The 15350-nt window shown below is 63.1% G+C and carries 15 protein-coding genes; 5 read left to right on the top strand and 10 right to left on the bottom strand.

The features are described 5' to 3' along the window. Window positions 1-295: 295 nt before the first annotated feature. Window positions 296-826 carry an SH3 domain-containing protein gene (locus GWG67_RS08755; RefSeq protein ID WP_211395128.1) on the top strand — a complete coding sequence of 177 codons (531 nt, stop codon included), beginning with the start codon at window positions 296-298 and terminating at the stop codon, window positions 824-826. A 164-nt stretch (window positions 827-990) separates the two neighbouring features. Here the strand turns inward: GWG67_RS08755 and irrA are convergent, their stop codons facing one another. After that, complete coding sequence (irrA, locus tag GWG67_RS08750; RefSeq protein WP_275168795.1) at window positions 991-1482, bottom strand: iron response transcriptional regulator IrrA; 492 nt, start codon at window positions 1480-1482, stop codon at window positions 991-993. Window positions 1483-1837: 355 nt separating this feature from the next. Between irrA and fabA the strand changes: the two genes are divergently transcribed. From fabA to fabI, 3 genes are all read left to right on the top strand, one after another. Further along, complete coding sequence (gene fabA / locus GWG67_RS08745) at window positions 1838-2359, top strand: bifunctional 3-hydroxydecanoyl-ACP dehydratase/trans-2-decenoyl-ACP isomerase (protein ID WP_007603915.1); 522 nt, start codon at window positions 1838-1840, stop codon at window positions 2357-2359. A gap of 39 nt (window positions 2360-2398) precedes the next feature. Next, window positions 2399-3622: a beta-ketoacyl-ACP synthase I gene (gene fabB / locus GWG67_RS08740; protein ID WP_275168792.1), complete on the top strand. Its 1224-nt coding sequence runs from the start codon at window positions 2399-2401 to the stop codon at window positions 3620-3622. 133 nt (window positions 3623-3755) lie between these two features. Continuing rightward, on the top strand, window positions 3756-4556 hold the full coding sequence (gene fabI / locus GWG67_RS08735) for an enoyl-ACP reductase FabI (RefSeq protein ID WP_275168790.1): 801 nt from the start codon (window positions 3756-3758) through the stop codon (window positions 4554-4556). Here the strand turns inward: fabI and GWG67_RS08730 are convergent. The 4 genes from GWG67_RS08730 to GWG67_RS08715 all read right to left on the bottom strand — a co-directional run bounded on the left by GWG67_RS08730 (window position 4553) and on the right by GWG67_RS08715 (window position 7588). After that, window positions 4553-5149 carry a glutathione S-transferase family protein gene (locus tag GWG67_RS08730; protein ID WP_275168788.1) on the bottom strand — a complete coding sequence of 199 codons (597 nt, stop codon included), beginning with the start codon at window positions 5147-5149 and terminating at the stop codon, window positions 4553-4555. The genes fabI and GWG67_RS08730 overlap by 4 nt on opposite strands. A 101-nt stretch (window positions 5150-5250) precedes the next feature. Next, a complete protein-coding gene (locus tag GWG67_RS08725) occupies window positions 5251-6063 on the bottom strand; it encodes a hypothetical protein (RefSeq protein WP_275168786.1) in 813 nt (270 codons plus the stop codon). Between the two features lie 126 nt (window positions 6064-6189). Beyond that, entirely contained in the window at window positions 6190-6654 is a 465-nt protein-coding gene (locus GWG67_RS08720) for a GNAT family N-acetyltransferase (protein WP_275168784.1), read from the bottom strand. Window positions 6655-6661: 7 nt separating this feature from the next. Next, a complete protein-coding gene (locus GWG67_RS08715) occupies window positions 6662-7588 on the bottom strand; it encodes a hydrogen peroxide-inducible genes activator (RefSeq protein ID WP_275168783.1) in 927 nt (308 codons plus the stop codon). Window positions 7589-7702: 114 nt separating this feature from the next. Between GWG67_RS08715 and katG the strand changes: the two genes are divergently transcribed. Next, complete coding sequence (gene katG / locus GWG67_RS08710; protein ID WP_275168781.1) at window positions 7703-9871, top strand: catalase/peroxidase HPI; 2169 nt, start codon at window positions 7703-7705, stop codon at window positions 9869-9871. 74 nt (window positions 9872-9945) lie between these two features. Here katG and GWG67_RS08705 read toward each other — a convergent pair whose 3' ends face one another. From GWG67_RS08705 to rbfA, 5 genes are all read right to left on the bottom strand, one after another. Then, window positions 9946-10680 (bottom strand): superoxide dismutase, encoded by a 735-nt coding sequence (locus GWG67_RS08705; protein WP_275168778.1) that lies wholly within the window; start codon window positions 10678-10680, stop codon window positions 9946-9948. 216 nt (window positions 10681-10896) lie between these two features. Further along, entirely contained in the window at window positions 10897-13050 is a 2154-nt protein-coding gene (pnp, locus tag GWG67_RS08700) for a polyribonucleotide nucleotidyltransferase (protein ID WP_007603907.1), read from the bottom strand. A gap of 377 nt (window positions 13051-13427) precedes the next feature. Next, entirely contained in the window at window positions 13428-13697 is a 270-nt protein-coding gene (gene rpsO, locus GWG67_RS08695; protein WP_007598346.1) for a 30S ribosomal protein S15, read from the bottom strand. Between the two features lie 3 nt (window positions 13698-13700). Further along, complete coding sequence (truB, locus tag GWG67_RS08690; RefSeq protein ID WP_275168776.1) at window positions 13701-14819, bottom strand: tRNA pseudouridine(55) synthase TruB; 1119 nt, start codon at window positions 14817-14819, stop codon at window positions 13701-13703. Continuing rightward, a complete protein-coding gene (gene rbfA, locus GWG67_RS08685) occupies window positions 14816-15247 on the bottom strand; it encodes a 30S ribosome-binding factor RbfA (protein WP_275169145.1) in 432 nt (143 codons plus the stop codon). Before rbfA ends, truB begins: the two co-directional genes overlap by 4 nt. Between the last annotated feature and the right edge of the window lie 103 nt (window positions 15248-15350).

Below are 15350 nucleotides of genomic sequence, written 5' to 3'. Positions count from 1 at the left end.
CTGTCGCCAAAGGCCGGCCGTTGAGGCCTCATTAACCCGGTTGTTCGACACTGCGCTTGCCGTGTCGTCCCCCGGCGTTTCCTTCAAGCTCTCCCGACATTTCCGGCCGGAAAATCGGGACAAACCGGTTGTTCAGATGTCCGTCCTCTCTAGCAGAAGGCCGGGCCAAGACAAGAACCACGGGTAAAGGGCTCGGGAACACCGGCGTGGGGCGGGCCAGGGGCGACAGCGGCCTGGTTTTGGAATTTTGGGGTGAGGGCCCGGCTCGGTCGGACCTTCGACAGGAGACGGGTTGATGGCGTTGGGGCGTTTTTGTTCGGTGATGGCGCTCGTTTGCACCTGGTTGAGCGCTTCGGTCAGTCCCGGGCATTCGGCAAAGGACAGCACACCCCAGACGGCCTCGGGCCTCCCGGTGCCGCGCTACGTCAGCCTGAAATCGGATCACGTCAACGTCCGCGCCGGCCCGACCAAGGACAATGACGTCGCCTGGGTCTACACCCGCTCCGGCCTGCCGGTCGAAATCACCGCCGAGTTCGAGAACTGGCGCCGGGTCCGCGATTCCGAGGGCGCCGAGGGCTGGGTCTATCACTCGCTGCTGTCGGGCCGCCGTACCGCTGTCGTCACCATGAAGCACAAGGACGACCTCGCGCCGATCTACGATCGCGCCGATCCCGACAGCGCGGTTGCGGCCAGGCTCCAGGCCGGCGTCGTCACACAGGTGAAGAAGTGCACCGCAAACTGGTGTCACGTCCTCGGCAACGGCTTTGACGGCTGGATCCAGCAGGAGCGCCTCTGGGGCGTCTACTCGGACGAGCAGGTGAACTGATCTGGTTGTCGTCCCGGCGAAGGCCGGGACCCATAACCACAGGCAGTAGTTTGAGGAAGACTGGTGGTTACACAGTCGTCCCGCGGTACAGATAGCTGTGTCTACCGATAAATCACGCGGTATGGGTGTCCCGGCCTTCGCCGGGACGACGCGAGATTCGAAGCTCAGCGCTTCTTGCGCAGCCGTACGACCATGTCGATGCGGGCGATCTCGTAACCCGCAGGCACCTCCGGCATCTTGGACAGCGCCAGATGCGGATCCTCGATGTCGACCAGCTCGTGGCTGTTCTCGAGATAGTAGTGATGGTGGGTCGTGACGTTGGTGTCGAAATAGGTCTTGGTGCCGTCGACGCTGACCTGACGCAGCAGACCGGCGTCGGTGAGCTGGTTCAGCGTGTTGTAGACGGTCGCCAGCGAGACCGGCACCTTGGCCAGCGCCGCTTCTTCGTAGAGCATTTCGGCCGTGAGGTGACGTGCACCCTTGCCGAACAGGAGCCAGCCGAGCGCCATGCGCTGGCGCGTCGGGCGAAGCCCTGCGGACTGGAGCATTTCGTTGACGTCGTGCCACGGGCAACCGGTCAAAGCCGGCTGGCGGCCGGACATAAGAGCCGCCGCGTGGGCCTCGTCGTCGCGATGGGGCGCGTTATTTTCGTTCATTTCCAGCTTCGGGCACGCGTGAACACTGTGGTTCTCAAACATATATGGAGAGATAGATGCAGATGCAAGTTTCTCGCAACTAGAGTGGTTCTAATTAGCGCGGGAACCGGCTTGGCGGCCCGTCATTTTACCTTCATGAGAGCGCTTTGCTACCCGAAATGGCCTGTGTTAGAGAGCCCGCGGTTCCGCTTAACCGATTTTGGCGCGACCCGGCATTGAAGGCCGCTCGCTATCCATTCGGGGCCCTTCGGTATTCTCGTCTGACAATGGCAGCAGATGTTGCTTTTCGAACAGGATGGGGCCCATTTTCGCCGGAAACGCCGCTCAATCGGGGTTAGAACACAAAGGCTTCCGCATGCTGAACAGGCGCAACGGTTACGAATATGAAGATCTGCTGGCATGTGCCCGCGGCGAGATGTTCGGCCCTGGCAATGCGCAATTGCCGCTGCCGCCGATGCTGATGTTCGACCGCATTACGGACATCAGCGAGACCGGCGGTGAATTCGGCAAGGGGGTGGTGCGCGCCGAGCTCGACGTGAAGCCCGACCTCTGGTTTTTCGGCTGCCACTTCAAGAACGATCCGGTGATGCCCGGCTGCCTCGGGCTCGATGCGCTGTGGCAAATGGTCGGCTTTTATCTGGGCTGGAGCGGCGGGGAAGGTCGCGGTCGCGCGCTTGGCCTGAATGAGCTGAAGTTCAGCGGCCAGGTGCTGCCGGAGGCCCGCAAGGTTGTGTACAACATCGATATCAAGCGCGTGATGCGTTCAAAGCTAGTGCTCGGTATCGCCGACGGATGGCTTTCGGTCGATGACCAGATTATCTATCGCGCGAAGGATCTGAAGGTCGGCCTGTTCAAGCAGGGCACGAGCCTGGGCTGAGCGCATCACCACGAAGACAACGATTGAGGCGAGGCTGTCATGAGGCGGGTTGTGGTCACCGGGATGGGCATTGTCTCCTCCATCGGAAACAACACCCAGGAAGTGCTTGCGAGCCTTCACGAGGCGAAGTCGGGCATTTCGCGGGCTGAGAAATATGCCGAGCTCGGCTTCCGTTCGCAGGTGCAAGGTGCGCCGACGCTCGATCCTTCGACGATGGTCGACCGCCGCGCAATGCGTTTCCTCGGTCAGGGCGCGGCGTGGAATCACGTCGCGATGGAACAGGCGATCCAGGATTCCGGTCTTTCGCCTGACGAAATTTCCAATATTCGCACCGGCATCATCATGGGCTCCGGCGGTCCGTCCGCGCGCACCATCGTCGAGGCCGCCGACATCACCCGCACCAAGGGACCGAAGCGCGTCGGACCGTTCGCAGTGCCGAAGGCGATGTCCTCCACGGCCTCCGCAACGCTTGCGACCTGGTTCAGGATCAAGGGCGTGAACTATTCGATCTCGTCGGCCTGCGCCACCTCGAACCATTGCGTCGGCAACGCCTATGAGACGATCCAGATCGGCAAGCAGGACGTCATCTTCGCCGGCGGCTGCGAGGAGCTGGACTGGTCGCTGTCGGTGCTGTTCGACGCCATGGGCGCGATGTCCTCGAAGTACAACGACACGCCGGCCACGGCCTCGCGTCCCTACGACGTCAACCGCGACGGCTTCGTGATTGCCGGCGGCGCCGGCGTGCTGGTGCTGGAAGAGCTCGAGCATGCCAAGGCGCGCGGCGCGCGCATTTACGGCGAGATCGTCGGCTACGGCGCGACGTCCGACGGTTACGACATGGTCGCACCATCAGGCGAGGGCGCCGAGCGCTGCATGCGCATGGCGATGTCGACCGTGAAGACCAAGGTGGACTACATCAATCCGCACGCGACATCGACGCCGGCCGGCGATCCGCCGGAGATCGACGCGCTCCGCAGGGTGTTCGGAAGCGGCGAGAAGTGCCCGCCGATCTCGGCGACCAAGGCGCTGACCGGTCACTCCCTGGGCGCAACCGGCGTGCAGGAAGCGATCTATTCGCTGCTGATGATGAACAATGGTTTCATCTGCGAGAGCGCCCACATCCAGGAGCTCGACCCCGTGTTCGCCGACATGCCGATCGTGCGCAAGCGCATCGACAACGTCAAGATCGGCACCGTGCTGTCGAACTCCTTCGGCTTCGGCGGCACCAACGCCACGCTGGTGTTCAGCCGGCTGGACGTGTGACGTTACTGTCGTCGACGGATAGTTAGTCATGGCCGGGCTTGTCCCGGCCATCCACGTCTTTGCTACTGGTTCGGAAGAGCGTGGATGCCCGGGACAAGCCCGGGCATGACGGAGAGCGGAGGGTAATTGCGAGATGGAAGGTTTAATGAAAGGCAAGCGCGGTCTGATCATGGGCATCGCCAATGATCATTCGATCGCCTGGGGCATGGCGAAGACGCTGCATGCCCACGGCGCCGAGCTCGCCTTCACCTTCCAGGGCGAGGCTCTCGGCAAGCGTGTCAAGCCGCTGGCCGAGCAGCTTGGCGTCGACATGGTGCTGCCATGCGACGTCGAGGACATCGCCAGCGTCGACGCTACGTTCACGGCCTTGCGCGAAAACTGGGGCCGGCTGGATTTCGTGATCCATGCGATCGGCTTCGCCGACAAGAATGAGCTCAAGGGCCGTTACGCCGACACCAGCCGCGAGAATTTTTCGCGCACTATGGTGATCTCCTGCTTTTCCTTCACGGAAGTGGCAAAACGCGGCGCTGAGCTGATGACGGAGGGCGGCAGCATGATCACGCTGACCTTCGGCGCCTCGGAACGCGCGATGCCGAACTACAACGTGATGGGCGTGGCCAAGGCGGCGCTGGAAGCCTCGGTGCGCTATCTTGCGTCCGATTTCGGGCCGCGCGGCATCCGCGTCAACGCGATCTCCGCCGGTCCCATCCGCACGCTCGCCGGCTCCGGCATCGGCGAGGCGCGCGCGATGTTCGCCTTCATGCAGAAACATTCGCCGCTTCGCCGCGGCGTCACGCTCGACGAGCTCGGCGGCTCGGCGCTGTATCTGTTATCGGATCTCTCCGGCGGCGTGACCGGCGAGATCCACTATGTCGATTCCGGCTACAACATCGTCCTGATGCCGAGGCCGGATGATTTGAAGTCGGAAGACTAACCCGCTGCGATCTTCTCCGCGCGCTGGAACGCCGGCCGCGCCATGCAGCGGGCGAGATAGGCGTCGAAGGCCGGGCGCGACGGCACCATCTTGAACAGGCGCACCGCGAAGTTCAGGCCCGAGCCGATCGTGATGTCGGCGGCCGAAAACTCCTCGCCGAGAATCCACGGTCCCTTGGCGAGCGCGGCTTCCAGCACGTCGAAGACCTGCGTCGCGCTGCCCCAGGCCGCGGTCGAGGTCGGGATCTCGATCTTGGTGAAGATCTGGATGATGGCGGGTTCGATGCAGCCCGGCGAGAAGAACAGCCATTGCAGGTAACGCGCACGGCGCGGGTCGGTCACGGCTGGCGCCAGCCTGGTCTCGGGATAGCGGTCGGCAATGTAGGCGCAGATGGCGGCGGATTCGCCGAGCGCGGCATCGCCGTCGGTCAGCGCCGGAACCTTGCCCATCGGATTGACCTTCAGATAGTCCGGCGCTTTCTGCGCACCGGTCGAAATGTCGGTCAGCATGCGCTCATAGGGCAGACCGCTTTCTTCCATCAGCCAGAGCGTCGTGAACGAGCGCGAGCGGGGCGACCAGTAGAGCTTGATCATGGGAGCGGACCTTTCAGCGACGGGAGGCGAACAGCGCGCAATTCATGGCGCGTTTGCCGCGCATTCGCAACGCACTACGCTCAGGTACAGAATGCTCCGGCTCAGTCTTCCTTGAGATAGCCGGGCAGACCCCGGTCGAGCCTGTCTGCGACGAGTGTTCGTGTCCTCTCGCGCAACGCGGCGTTGGCCGAAGCTGCCGCGGGCGGGTCGGGGAACATTGAGTTGTCGAGTTTGGTCAGCGGGTCTTCGGTCAGTCGCATACTTGCGGCGAAGTTCGCGCCGAAATTCACAAAGGGGCGCTTGATTTCCTCATAGCTTCTGCCGTCGATCAGGTTGATCGAGATGTTGGCGAACAAATGCGAATGCCGGATCAGATTTCCGAGCCCCTGATTGAACGTGCCGATGCCGTTTAACATCAGGCGGGTGCCCGGAAGTTCTCCCTTGTACGTGGTCGCAACCAGATAGCGATCGCAGCTCCCGTTCGGAGTGATGCCGCGCACGATCGCTGGCAGACGTTCGTTAGGATCGGGAATGAATCGCGATTTCGGATTGTAAAAGGGTTCGAAGGTTCCCTTGGGGTAGGCGATCCTGCGAATACCGGGATCGCCACCCGTTGCGGCTTTAACCCGCGCAAACACGAGATCGTCGAGACCCCAGTCGATGGGAACTTCGGTCTCCTCGTTCTCGAAAATGGTCAGCCCGAATTTTTGGACGGAATAGCGCTCGCCGATCACCGAGATCACGCCAAGCCGGCACGGGCCGCTCTCGAGCGCGACCGGCTGCTTCGCCACCGGTTTGGCTTTCGCGGGCTTCTTGGCAGCTGGTTTTGCCGGTGCGGCCGCTGCGGGAGATGCGGTGGTTGCGGAAGGAGTTTGCGCTGCTGCCGGAGCCAGAAAGGACAGCAGGACGAGCACTGAGGCAGCAAATCGAAACATGGATTCCAGGGGATTAGCGGCAGGGGATCAGCGACAGGAGGTCATCGGACGCGCCACATTAGGTTGCGATCGTGACAACCGCAAGCTGCAGCCGGGGATCTCTGCCTATCCGGTACGTCCCTGCCGCCGCCACCGATAATACTTCATCACAAACCCGTTCGACGGCTCGATCTCTTGCTTCTCGAACACAAAGCCTTCGCGCTCGTACCAGCGCCAGGCCTTTTCATTCTCGCGGACGCAGCGCAGATATATCTCGTCGGGCATTTGTGTGCGCGTGAAGGCGAGCAATTGGCGGCCGAGCGATTGGCCCTGATAGCCGGGCGCGACGAACAGCATGTCGAGATAGAGTTTTGGCAAATGCAGCGCCAGCATAGCGGCGATCGTGCCGCTGTCGTCGGCGACGAACAGGCTCCAGCCGTCCTCGATCTCGCGCCGGACGCGTGCACGCAGGTTTGCCAGCAGGAACTCGCTCGCCTCGCCGAGCCCGGTCGAGACCCAGCTCTCCATCCAGACACGGCCGATCTCGTCGTATTCGTCCGCGCGGGCCGGGCGGATGGTGGGATGCGACATCGAGGCCTCAGGTCGGCTTGCTGCGCACGGATGGGCGTGCGCGCACCTTGCCCGCCGACAGGCACACCACCTCGGAGATTTGCAGCAGCTGCCGCGCCAGTGGGCTGGTCTTGCGCCAGACCATGCCGATGGTGCGCGACGGCTGCGGGTCGCGGAAGCGCGCGAGCGAGACCGAGGCCGATCGCGTCTCCACCGACACCGCCATCTCCGGGATCAAGGTGACGCCGATGCCGGCGCTGACCATCTGGACCAAGGTCGACAGCGAATTGGCATCCAGCATCTCGCGCGGCGGTGCCGATTGCATGTTGCAGAATGACAGTGCCTGATCGCGGAAGCAGTGCCCTTCCTCGAGCAGCAACAGCCGCATCTCGCGCATCATCTCCCGCGATGGGGCCGGCGTGCCCTCATCCGCGCTCGGCCGCACCAGCAGGAATTTTTCCTCGAACAGGGCGACCTCGGTGAGCGAGGGCTCGGACACCGGCAACGCAACGATGGCGGTATCGAGCCGGCCTTCCACCAGTTCCTGGATCAGCCGCGGCGTCATCGTCTCGCGCACGCGGATGTCGAGCTCCGGATGCATGCGCGTCAGGTTCTTGGTGATCGTCGGCAGCAGATAGGGCGCGATCGTCGGAATCATGCCGATGCGCAGCCGTCCGGAGAATCGGTCCTGCGAGGCGCGGGCGAAATCGCCAAGCTCGTCGACCGAGCGCAAAATGTCGCGGACGCGCTGCGCGAGCTCCTCGCCAAATCGGGTCAACGCCACCTGCCGGGCGCTGCGCTCCAGCAGCAGACCGCCGAGCGCCTCCTCCAGCTCCTTGATCTGCATCGACAGGGCAGGCTGCGAGATCGAGCAAGACTCAGCCGCGCGCCCGAAATGATTGTGACGCGCCAGGGCGTCGAAGTACCGGAGCTGGCGCAGGGTGAGGTTTAGCATCAGAAAATCTTATCGCTGCGATCATTAAAGTCAACTTCCCCTGATCGAACGCGAAGCTTAGAGTGCTTCTACCTGGTCAAAGGCGCGAGTTCGACGCCACCAGAGGAGGTATTCATGGACGACTCTTCAAAGTGCCCGTTTTCGGGTGGAAAACGTGTGCCGGCGAACCGCGATTGGTGGCCGACCCAGCTCAGCATCGAGATGCTGCACAAGAATTCGGCCAAGTCCGACCCGATGGACAAGGACTTCGACTACGCCAAGGAATTCAAGTCGCTCGACCTGAACGCGGTCATCAAGGACCTGACCGCTTTGATGACCGAATCGCAGGAATGGTGGCCCGCCGACTTCGGTCACTACGGCGGCCTCATGATCCGCATGGCCTGGCACAGCGCGGGCACCTATCGCACCACCGACGGCCGCGGTGGCGCCGGTGCCGGGCAGCAGCGTTTCGCGCCGCTGAACAGCTGGCCCGATAACGCCAATCTCGACAAGGCACGCCGTCTGCTCTGGCCGATCAAGCAGAAATACGGCCGCAAGATCTCCTGGGCCGATCTGATGGTGCTGGCCGGCAACGTCGCGCTGGAGTCGATGGGCTTCAAGACCTTTGGCTTTGCCGGCGGCCGCGTCGACGTCTGGGAGCCGGAAGAGCTGTATTGGGGTCCGGAAGGCACGTGGCTGGGCGATGAGCGCTACAGCGGCGAACGCCAGCTCGCCGAGCCGCTCGGCGCGGTGCAGATGGGCCTGATCTACGTCAATCCGGAAGGCCCGAACGGCAAGCCGGATCCGGTCGCCGCGGCCAAGGACATCCGCGAGACCTTCTCCCGCATGGCGATGAACGATGAAGAGACCGTCGCGCTGATCGCCGGCGGCCACAGCTTCGGCAAGACCCATGGTGCCGGCGATCCGTCGCTGGTCGGACCGGAGCCGGAAGCAGGCGCGCTCGAGGATCAGGGCCTCGGCTGGAAGAGCAAGCACGCGTCGGGCCACTCGGGCGATTCCATCACCAGCGGTCTCGAGGTGACCTGGACGACGACACCGACCAAGTGGAGCAACAACTTTTTCGAGAACCTGTTCAATTTCGAATGGGAGCTGACGAAGAGCCCGGCCGGTGCGCAACAGTGGACGGCCAAGAACGCCGACGCCATCATTCCCGACGCCTTCGACAAGTCGAAGAAGCACCGGCCCACGATGCTGACGACCGACCTCTCGCTGCGTATGGATCCGGCCTATGAGAAGATCTCGCGCCGCTTCCTGGAGAATCCGGACCAGTTCGCGGATGCCTTTGCCCGCGCCTGGTTCAAGCTCACCCATCGCGACATGGGCCCGATCCAGCGCTATCTCGGCCCGCTGGTGCCGAAGGAAACGCTGATCTGGCAGGACCCGATCCCGGCCGTTAATCACGAGCTGGCCAGCGAGCAGGATATCGCCTCGCTGAAGACCAAGATCCTGGCCTCCGGTCTGTCGGTATCGGAGCTGGTCTCGACTGCCTGGGCGTCGGCCTCGACGTTCCGCGGCTCGGACAAGCGTGGCGGCGCCAACGGCGCGCGCATCCGCCTCGCCCCGCAGAAGGATTGGGAGGTGAACGAGCCGGCTCAGCTCTCGAAGGTCCTGGGCAAGCTCGAAGCGATCCAGAAGGACTTCAACGCGTCATCCGGTGCGAAGAAGGTCTCGCTGGCGGACCTCATCGTGCTCGGCGGCACCGCCGCGGTCGAGAAGGCCGCGAAGGATGCCGGCGTCGACGTCAAGGTCGGCTTCACGCCGGGCCGCATGGATGCCTCGCAGGAGCAGACCGACGCCGCTTCGTTTGCTCCGCTGGAGCCGCGGGCCGATGGCTTCCGCAACTTCATCGGCAAGCGGCAGCAGTTCATGATGCCCGAGGAGGCTCTGGTCGATCGTGCGCAGCTGCTCCGGCTTACCGGCCCGGAGATGACGGCGCTCGTCGGCGGTCTGCGCGTGCTCGGTGCCAATGCGAATGGTTCGAAGAACGGCGTCCTCACCTCGAAGGTGGGAACGCTGAGCAACGACTTCTTCGTCAACCTGCTCGACATGAGCACGCAGTGGACGCCGGCCGGCACCGACGGCACTTATGAGGCCCGCGACCGCAAGACCAATGCGGTCAAGTGGACCGGGACGCGCGTCGACCTGATCTTCGGCGCGCACTCGCAGCTTCGCGCCTACGCCGAGGTCTATGCCACGTCGGATTCCAAGGAGCAGTTCGTCAAGGACTTCGCCAAGGCCTGGACCAAGGTGATGAACCTCGACCGGTACGACATCGCGGCTTGATCGCTGAGTTCAGCAAGCGGTAATGAAAAGGGCGGCTGAGAAGCCGCCCTTTTTTTGCTCGAAATTTGCGGCGTCTACACCCCGAGCGTGCCGCCCTTCGCCGCAGCGTAACGCTCGCTGATCTTGCTCCAGCTCACCGTGTTCCACCAGGCCTTGAGGTAGTCGGCACGGCGGTTCTGATAATTCAGATAATAGGCGTGCTCCCAGACGTCGTTGCCGAGCAAAGCGCGCTTGCCGTCAATGATGGGATTGTCCTGGTTCGGCCGCGTCTCGATCGCCAGCTTGCCATCCTTGTCGACGATGACGAACACCCATCCCGAGCCGAACACCCGTCCGCCGGCAGCGTTGAAGTCAGTCTGGAATTTTTCCATGCCGCCGAGATCGCGATCGATCGCGGCCAGCACTTCGCCCTCCGGCTTGCCTCCGTTCGGTCCCATGATCTGCCAGAACATCGTGTGGTTGGCATGGCCGCCCATGTTGTTGCGCACGCCGGTGCGGATCGCTTCGGGCACCGCGGCAAGATTGCCGAGAACGTCGCCGATCGGTTTGTCGGCAATCCCTGGGTTGTCCTTGGCGAAATTGTTGAGGTTGGTGATGAAGGCCTGGTGATGTCGGTCGTGATGGATCTCCATGGTCTTCGCGTCGATATGCGGTTCGAGCGCCGCGGTCGGATAGGTCAACGGAGGCAGCATGAAGGGACCTGCTGCGGCGGCCGGTGACGCGGCTTGAGCGAACACACGCGGGGCGGCGGCGACCGCCGCAATGCCGGTGGCGGCCAGCATGAGATGGCGCCTGGAGATCGATGACATTTGAACTTCCTTCGCTTCATGGGTGAAGACGCCGATGAGATGCGGCGCGGGCAGTGCGCTCAGTTACGGGTCAAGCCGCATTGCCGGTTTCAGCCAAAGGCATTTTGATGCTGCGGCGGAATCGCACATCGCCGAGGCGCGCAAACACTCTAAAGGCGCACAAACAAAAAGGGCGGCCGCGAGGCCGCCCTTCGTGTTTCTGGCAGGCAGCGAGATTTACTCGCCGGCCGCTTCGCGCGCGGGCTGCTGGCTCTCGCCCTTGCCCTCGAGGTCCTCGCCGGTCTCCTGATCGACCACCTTCATCGACAGGCGGGTCTTGCCGCGGTCGTCGAAGCCGAGCAGCTTGACCTTGACCTTGTCGCCTTCCTTGACGACGTCGGAGGTCTTCTGCACACGCGCCGAGGCGAGCTGGCTGATGTGGACGAGACCGTCCTTGGAGCCGAAGAAGTTCACGAAAGCGCCGAACTCCATCACCTTGACGACGGTGCCGTCATAGATCTGGCCGACTTCCGGATCGGAGGCGATCGACTTGATCCACTTGATCGCGGCCTTCATGGCCTCGCCATCGCTGGAGGCGACCTTCACGGTGCCGTCGTCCTCGATGTTGACCTTGGCGCCGGTCTTCTCGACGATCTCACGGATCACCTTGCCGCCGGTGCCGATCACTTCGCGGATCTTGTCGGTGGCGATCTTGAACGTCTCGATGCGCGGCGCATATTCGCCGAGCTCGGCGCGGGCATTGGTGAGCGCCTTCGACATCTCGCCGAGGATGTAGATACGCCCATCCTTGGCCTGGCCGAGCGCGACCTTCATGATCTCCTCGGTGATGCCCTCGATCTTGATATCCATCTGGAGCGAGGTGATGCCCTGCTCGGTACCGGCGACCTTGAAGTCCATGTCGCCGAGATGGTCCTCGTCACCGAGAATGTCCGAGAGAACCGCGAAGCGCTTGTCTTCGAGGATCAGGCCCATCGCGATGCCCGCGGTCGGCCGCTTCAATGGCACGCCGGCGTCCATCAGCGCGAGCGAGGCGCCGCAGACCGAAGCCATCGACGAAGAGCCGTTGGATTCGGTGATCTCCGACACCACGCGCGTGGTGTAGGGGAATTCGTGGTGCGGCGGCAGCACCGGGTGGATCGCGCGCCAGGCGAGCTTGCCGTGGCCGATCTCGCGGCGCTTGGTGCCGCCGAGGCGGCCGGTCTCACCGACGGAGTAGGGAGGGAAGTTGTAGTGCAGCAGGAACGTCTCTTTGTACGTTCCCGACAGCGCGTCGATGTACTGCTCGTCCTCGCCGGTGCCGAGCGTGGTCACGACCAGCGCCTGGGTCTCGCCGCGGGTGAACAGCGCCGAGCCGTGGGCGCGGGGCAGCACGCCGACTTCGGCGACGATGTTGCGCACGGTCTTGGAATCGCGGCCGTCGATGCGCTTGCCGGTGTCGAGGATGTTCCAGCGAACGATCTTGGCTTCGAGCTCCTTGAACACGCCGCCGATGCGCAGCTTGTCGTATTTCGGCTCCTGCCCTTCCGGGAAGTAGTGCGCGATCACCTTTTCCTTGACCTTGCCGACCGCGGCGTAGCGATCCTGCTTGACCGGAATGGCGTAGGCGGCGCGCAGTTCCTGCTCGACCATGCCGAGCATTTCCTTTTCGAGCGCCGAATTGTCGATCGTGGTGACTTCGCGCGGCTCCTTCGCGGCCTTTTCGGCCAGCTCGATGATCGCGTTGATCACCGGCTGGAAGTGGCGGTGACCGAACATCACGGCGCCGAGCATGATCTCTTCGTTCAGCTCCTTGGCTTCCGATTCCACCATCAGCACCGCGTCCGCGGTGCCGGCGACGACGAGGTCGAGCTGGGTGTCGACCATCTCGTCGAGCGTCGGGTTGAGGATGAACTCGTCATTGGCGAAGCCGACGCGCGCGGCGCCGATCGGGCCCTTGAAGGGAGCGCCCGACAGGGTCAGCGCAGCCGACGAGGCCACCAGCGCGACGATATCGGGATCGTTCTCCATGTCGTGCGAGAGCACGGTGACGATCACCTGGGTCTCGTTGCGCCAGCCGTCGACGAACAGCGGACGGATCGGACGGTCGATCAGGCGGGAGACCAGCGTTTCCTTCTCGGTCGGACGACCCTCGCGCTTGAAATAGCCGCCGGGAATGCGGCCGGCTGCGTAGGTCTTCTCCTGGTAGTCGACGGTCAGCGGCAGGAAGTCGACGCCTTCGCGGGGCGACTTCGCGGCAACGACGGTGGCGAGCACCACGGTCTCGCCGTAGGTCGCGACGACGGCGCCGTCGGCCTGGCGGGCGATCTTGCCGGTTTCAAGCTTGAGAGGGCGTCCACCCCAGTCGATCTCGACTGAATGCTTATTGAACATAGAGGTCTTCTTTCATGGGTTCTCGAAAGAAGGACGGGTCGAAAAACAAAAACCATGCGCAAGATTGCGGGACGTTGATCGAAGCGGGCGATCAGCGTCCTGCGATCCTGCCATGGTTTTTGGATTTCGGATGGCGTCCATCCCTTCGTGTCATACGGGCGCCTTGCCCGTTGTGCCCAGCCGCCGGATTGCTGCTGGACTGTCAGTCGGCACGAACGCGAACACCGAAGCGCGGTGTTCGCTCATCATGCCCCGGATGCTCGCCCTCAACGGCTCGCATCCGACGCGCACGCAGCCTCGACGAAAAACCTTTAAACAAACGCTTTCGTTCGAAATCACGCGCGAAAACGCGCGCCGGTTGGCGCGCGCAAGAACTCTTAACGACGAATGTTGTGCTTCTCGAGCAGCGCCTTGTAGCGCGCCTCGTCCTTCTTCTTCACATAGTCGAGGAGCGAGCGGCGGGTCGAGACCAGCTTCAAGAGACCGCGACGCGAATGGTTGTCCTTCACGTGGGTCTTGAAATGGTTGGTGAGGTTGGCGATGCGTTCCGACAGGATCGCGACCTGAACCTCTGGCGAGCCGGTATCGCCGGCCTTGTTGGCATTCGTCTTGATGACTTCCGCTTTGCGTTCTGCGGCAATCGACATCGGTCAATTTCTCTCGTTGCGATCGGCGCTGGCAGTCAGGCCGGTCAGGTTGAACACACGCTTGGGGATGATTTCGCCATTGCCGACTTCGGCAAGCGCGAGAAGCCGGCCTGCCACCGTGACATAGACTGTGCCGCTACAAGTGGGCGCATCCCGTCCGCGCAACAAAACGGCTTGGCCCCGATGGAGCCTTGCCGCATCAGCCCGAGTGACGGCCAGTGCCGGGATGTCGTCCAGCGCGGTCTCAACGGGCATAAGCGCGTCGGCGAGGCTACCCTCGCCGGACGCGGCTCTATCGCACAAAGCCTCCAACTGATCCAGCGGAATCATGTCGTTCTCGCCAAATGGGCCGACCAGGGTCCGCCGCAGCGCGCAGATATGGCCGTAAGTGCCGAGAATCCGGCCCATATCGCGGGCCAGCGCGCGGACATAGGTGCCCTTGCCGCACTCGGCCTCGAACACGGCCCGGTCGCTATCCGGTTGATCTACAAGGCTTAAACGGTGAATCTCGACCGGACGGGGGGCAAGCTCCACGATCTCGCCGTCGCGGGCGAGGTCGTAGGCGCGCTCGCCCTGGACCTTGATCGCGGAGTAGCGCGGCGGGATCTGCTGGATCACTCCGGTGAAACGGGGCAGCAGGGCCTCGATGGCCTCCCGGGTCGGGCGCTGGTCCGAGGTTGCGGTCGCCCGGCCCTCGATGTCGTCGGTGTCGCGCTCCTCACCCCAGCACACCATGAATCGGTAGCGCTTGCGGCCGTCCATGACGAAGGGGACGGTCTTGGTGGCCTCGCCAAGCGCGATCGGCAGGCCGCCGGAAGCCAGCGGATCGAGCGTGCCGGCATGGCCGGCGCGTTTGGCGTTGAACAGGCGCTTGAGCACCGCAACGGCCTGCGTCGAGGTCATGCCGATCGGCTTGTCGAGCACGACCCAGCCGTGGACGTCGCGGCGGTCGCGGCGCGGCTGATTGCCCTTCTGCTTGTTGGCGCGCGGATCGTTATTGACGCGGCGCGGCTCCTGATGCGGCTGAGAATTGCCGCTCACGTCCGCAAAATTATTTTTCTGCACGTCGAGCTGATCGGTCTCTTCGCCGCCGATCGTGCCGTGAGCCGGGTCCATCGTCATCGTTCTTCTTCCCGATCCGAATCCGGATCCTGTTCCAGGTCCTTCTGCACCGCGGGTGTTCGCAAAAGCTTCTCGATCCGTTCCGCTTCGTCGAATCGTTCGTCGACGCGGAAGCGAAGGTCAGGTGCAAATTTCAGGTTAACGCGCCGCGCGACCTCGCCGCGCAGGAATTTCTTGTTGCGCTCAAGCGCAACGAGGACGATCTCGGTGTCGCGGCCACCAAGTGGCATCACATAGACTGTTGCGAGCTTCAGGTCGGGCGACATCCGCACCTCCGGCACGGTGATGATGTGGCCTTCAAGGTCAGCATCATGCACGCTGCCTTGCGCCAGAATCTCGGCTATCGCATGGCGAACCTGCTCGCCGACCCGCAACTGACGTTGCGAGCCGCCGGACGCGGAACTCTTTTTCTGATGATGGCGGGGCATGGTCTGAAAATCACCTCGTCGTGCCCGCTTTTGGGACACGGGCATTGTCATTTGTCTTGCTGAAACGAAGAGGGGTGGATGGCCGGAAAAAATCTGGCCATCG

The organism is Bradyrhizobium sp. CSS354 (genome assembly GCF_029051725.1).
Taxonomy (GTDB): domain Bacteria; phylum Pseudomonadota; class Alphaproteobacteria; order Rhizobiales; family Xanthobacteraceae; genus Bradyrhizobium.
This window is presented reverse-complemented; position numbering and strand designations above follow the sequence as displayed.

What these genes read in the sequence shown, in the direction of transcription:
- GWG67_RS08755 (WP_211395128.1), top strand. Translation starts at nt 296, where the DNA reads ATGGCGTTGGGGCGTTTTTGTTCGGTGATGGCGCTCGTTTGCACCTGG.
- irrA (WP_275168795.1), bottom strand. Translation starts at nt 1,482, where the DNA reads ATGAACGAAAATAACGCGCCCCATCGCGACGACGAGGCCCACGCGGCG.
- fabA (WP_007603915.1), top strand. Translation starts at nt 1,838, where the DNA reads ATGCTGAACAGGCGCAACGGTTACGAATATGAAGATCTGCTGGCATGT.
- fabB (WP_275168792.1), top strand. Translation starts at nt 2,399, where the DNA reads ATGAGGCGGGTTGTGGTCACCGGGATGGGCATTGTCTCCTCCATCGGA.
- fabI (WP_275168790.1), top strand. Translation starts at nt 3,756, where the DNA reads ATGGAAGGTTTAATGAAAGGCAAGCGCGGTCTGATCATGGGCATCGCC.
- GWG67_RS08730 (WP_275168788.1), bottom strand. Translation starts at nt 5,149, where the DNA reads ATGATCAAGCTCTACTGGTCGCCCCGCTCGCGCTCGTTCACGACGCTC.
- GWG67_RS08720 (WP_275168784.1), bottom strand. Translation starts at nt 6,654, where the DNA reads ATGTCGCATCCCACCATCCGCCCGGCCCGCGCGGACGAATACGACGAG.
- GWG67_RS08715 (WP_275168783.1), bottom strand. Translation starts at nt 7,588, where the DNA reads ATGCTAAACCTCACCCTGCGCCAGCTCCGGTACTTCGACGCCCTGGCG.
- katG (WP_275168781.1), top strand. Translation starts at nt 7,703, where the DNA reads ATGGACGACTCTTCAAAGTGCCCGTTTTCGGGTGGAAAACGTGTGCCG.
- GWG67_RS08705 (WP_275168778.1), bottom strand. Translation starts at nt 10,680, where the DNA reads ATGTCATCGATCTCCAGGCGCCATCTCATGCTGGCCGCCACCGGCATT.
- pnp (WP_007603907.1), bottom strand. Translation starts at nt 13,050, where the DNA reads ATGTTCAATAAGCATTCAGTCGAGATCGACTGGGGTGGACGCCCTCTC.
- rpsO (WP_007598346.1), bottom strand. Translation starts at nt 13,697, where the DNA reads ATGTCGATTGCCGCAGAACGCAAAGCGGAAGTCATCAAGACGAATGCC.
- truB (WP_275168776.1), bottom strand. Translation starts at nt 14,819, where the DNA reads ATGACGATGGACCCGGCTCACGGCACGATCGGCGGCGAAGAGACCGAT.
- rbfA (WP_275169145.1), bottom strand. Translation starts at nt 15,247, where the DNA reads ATGCCCCGCCATCATCAGAAAAAGAGTTCCGCGTCCGGCGGCTCGCAA.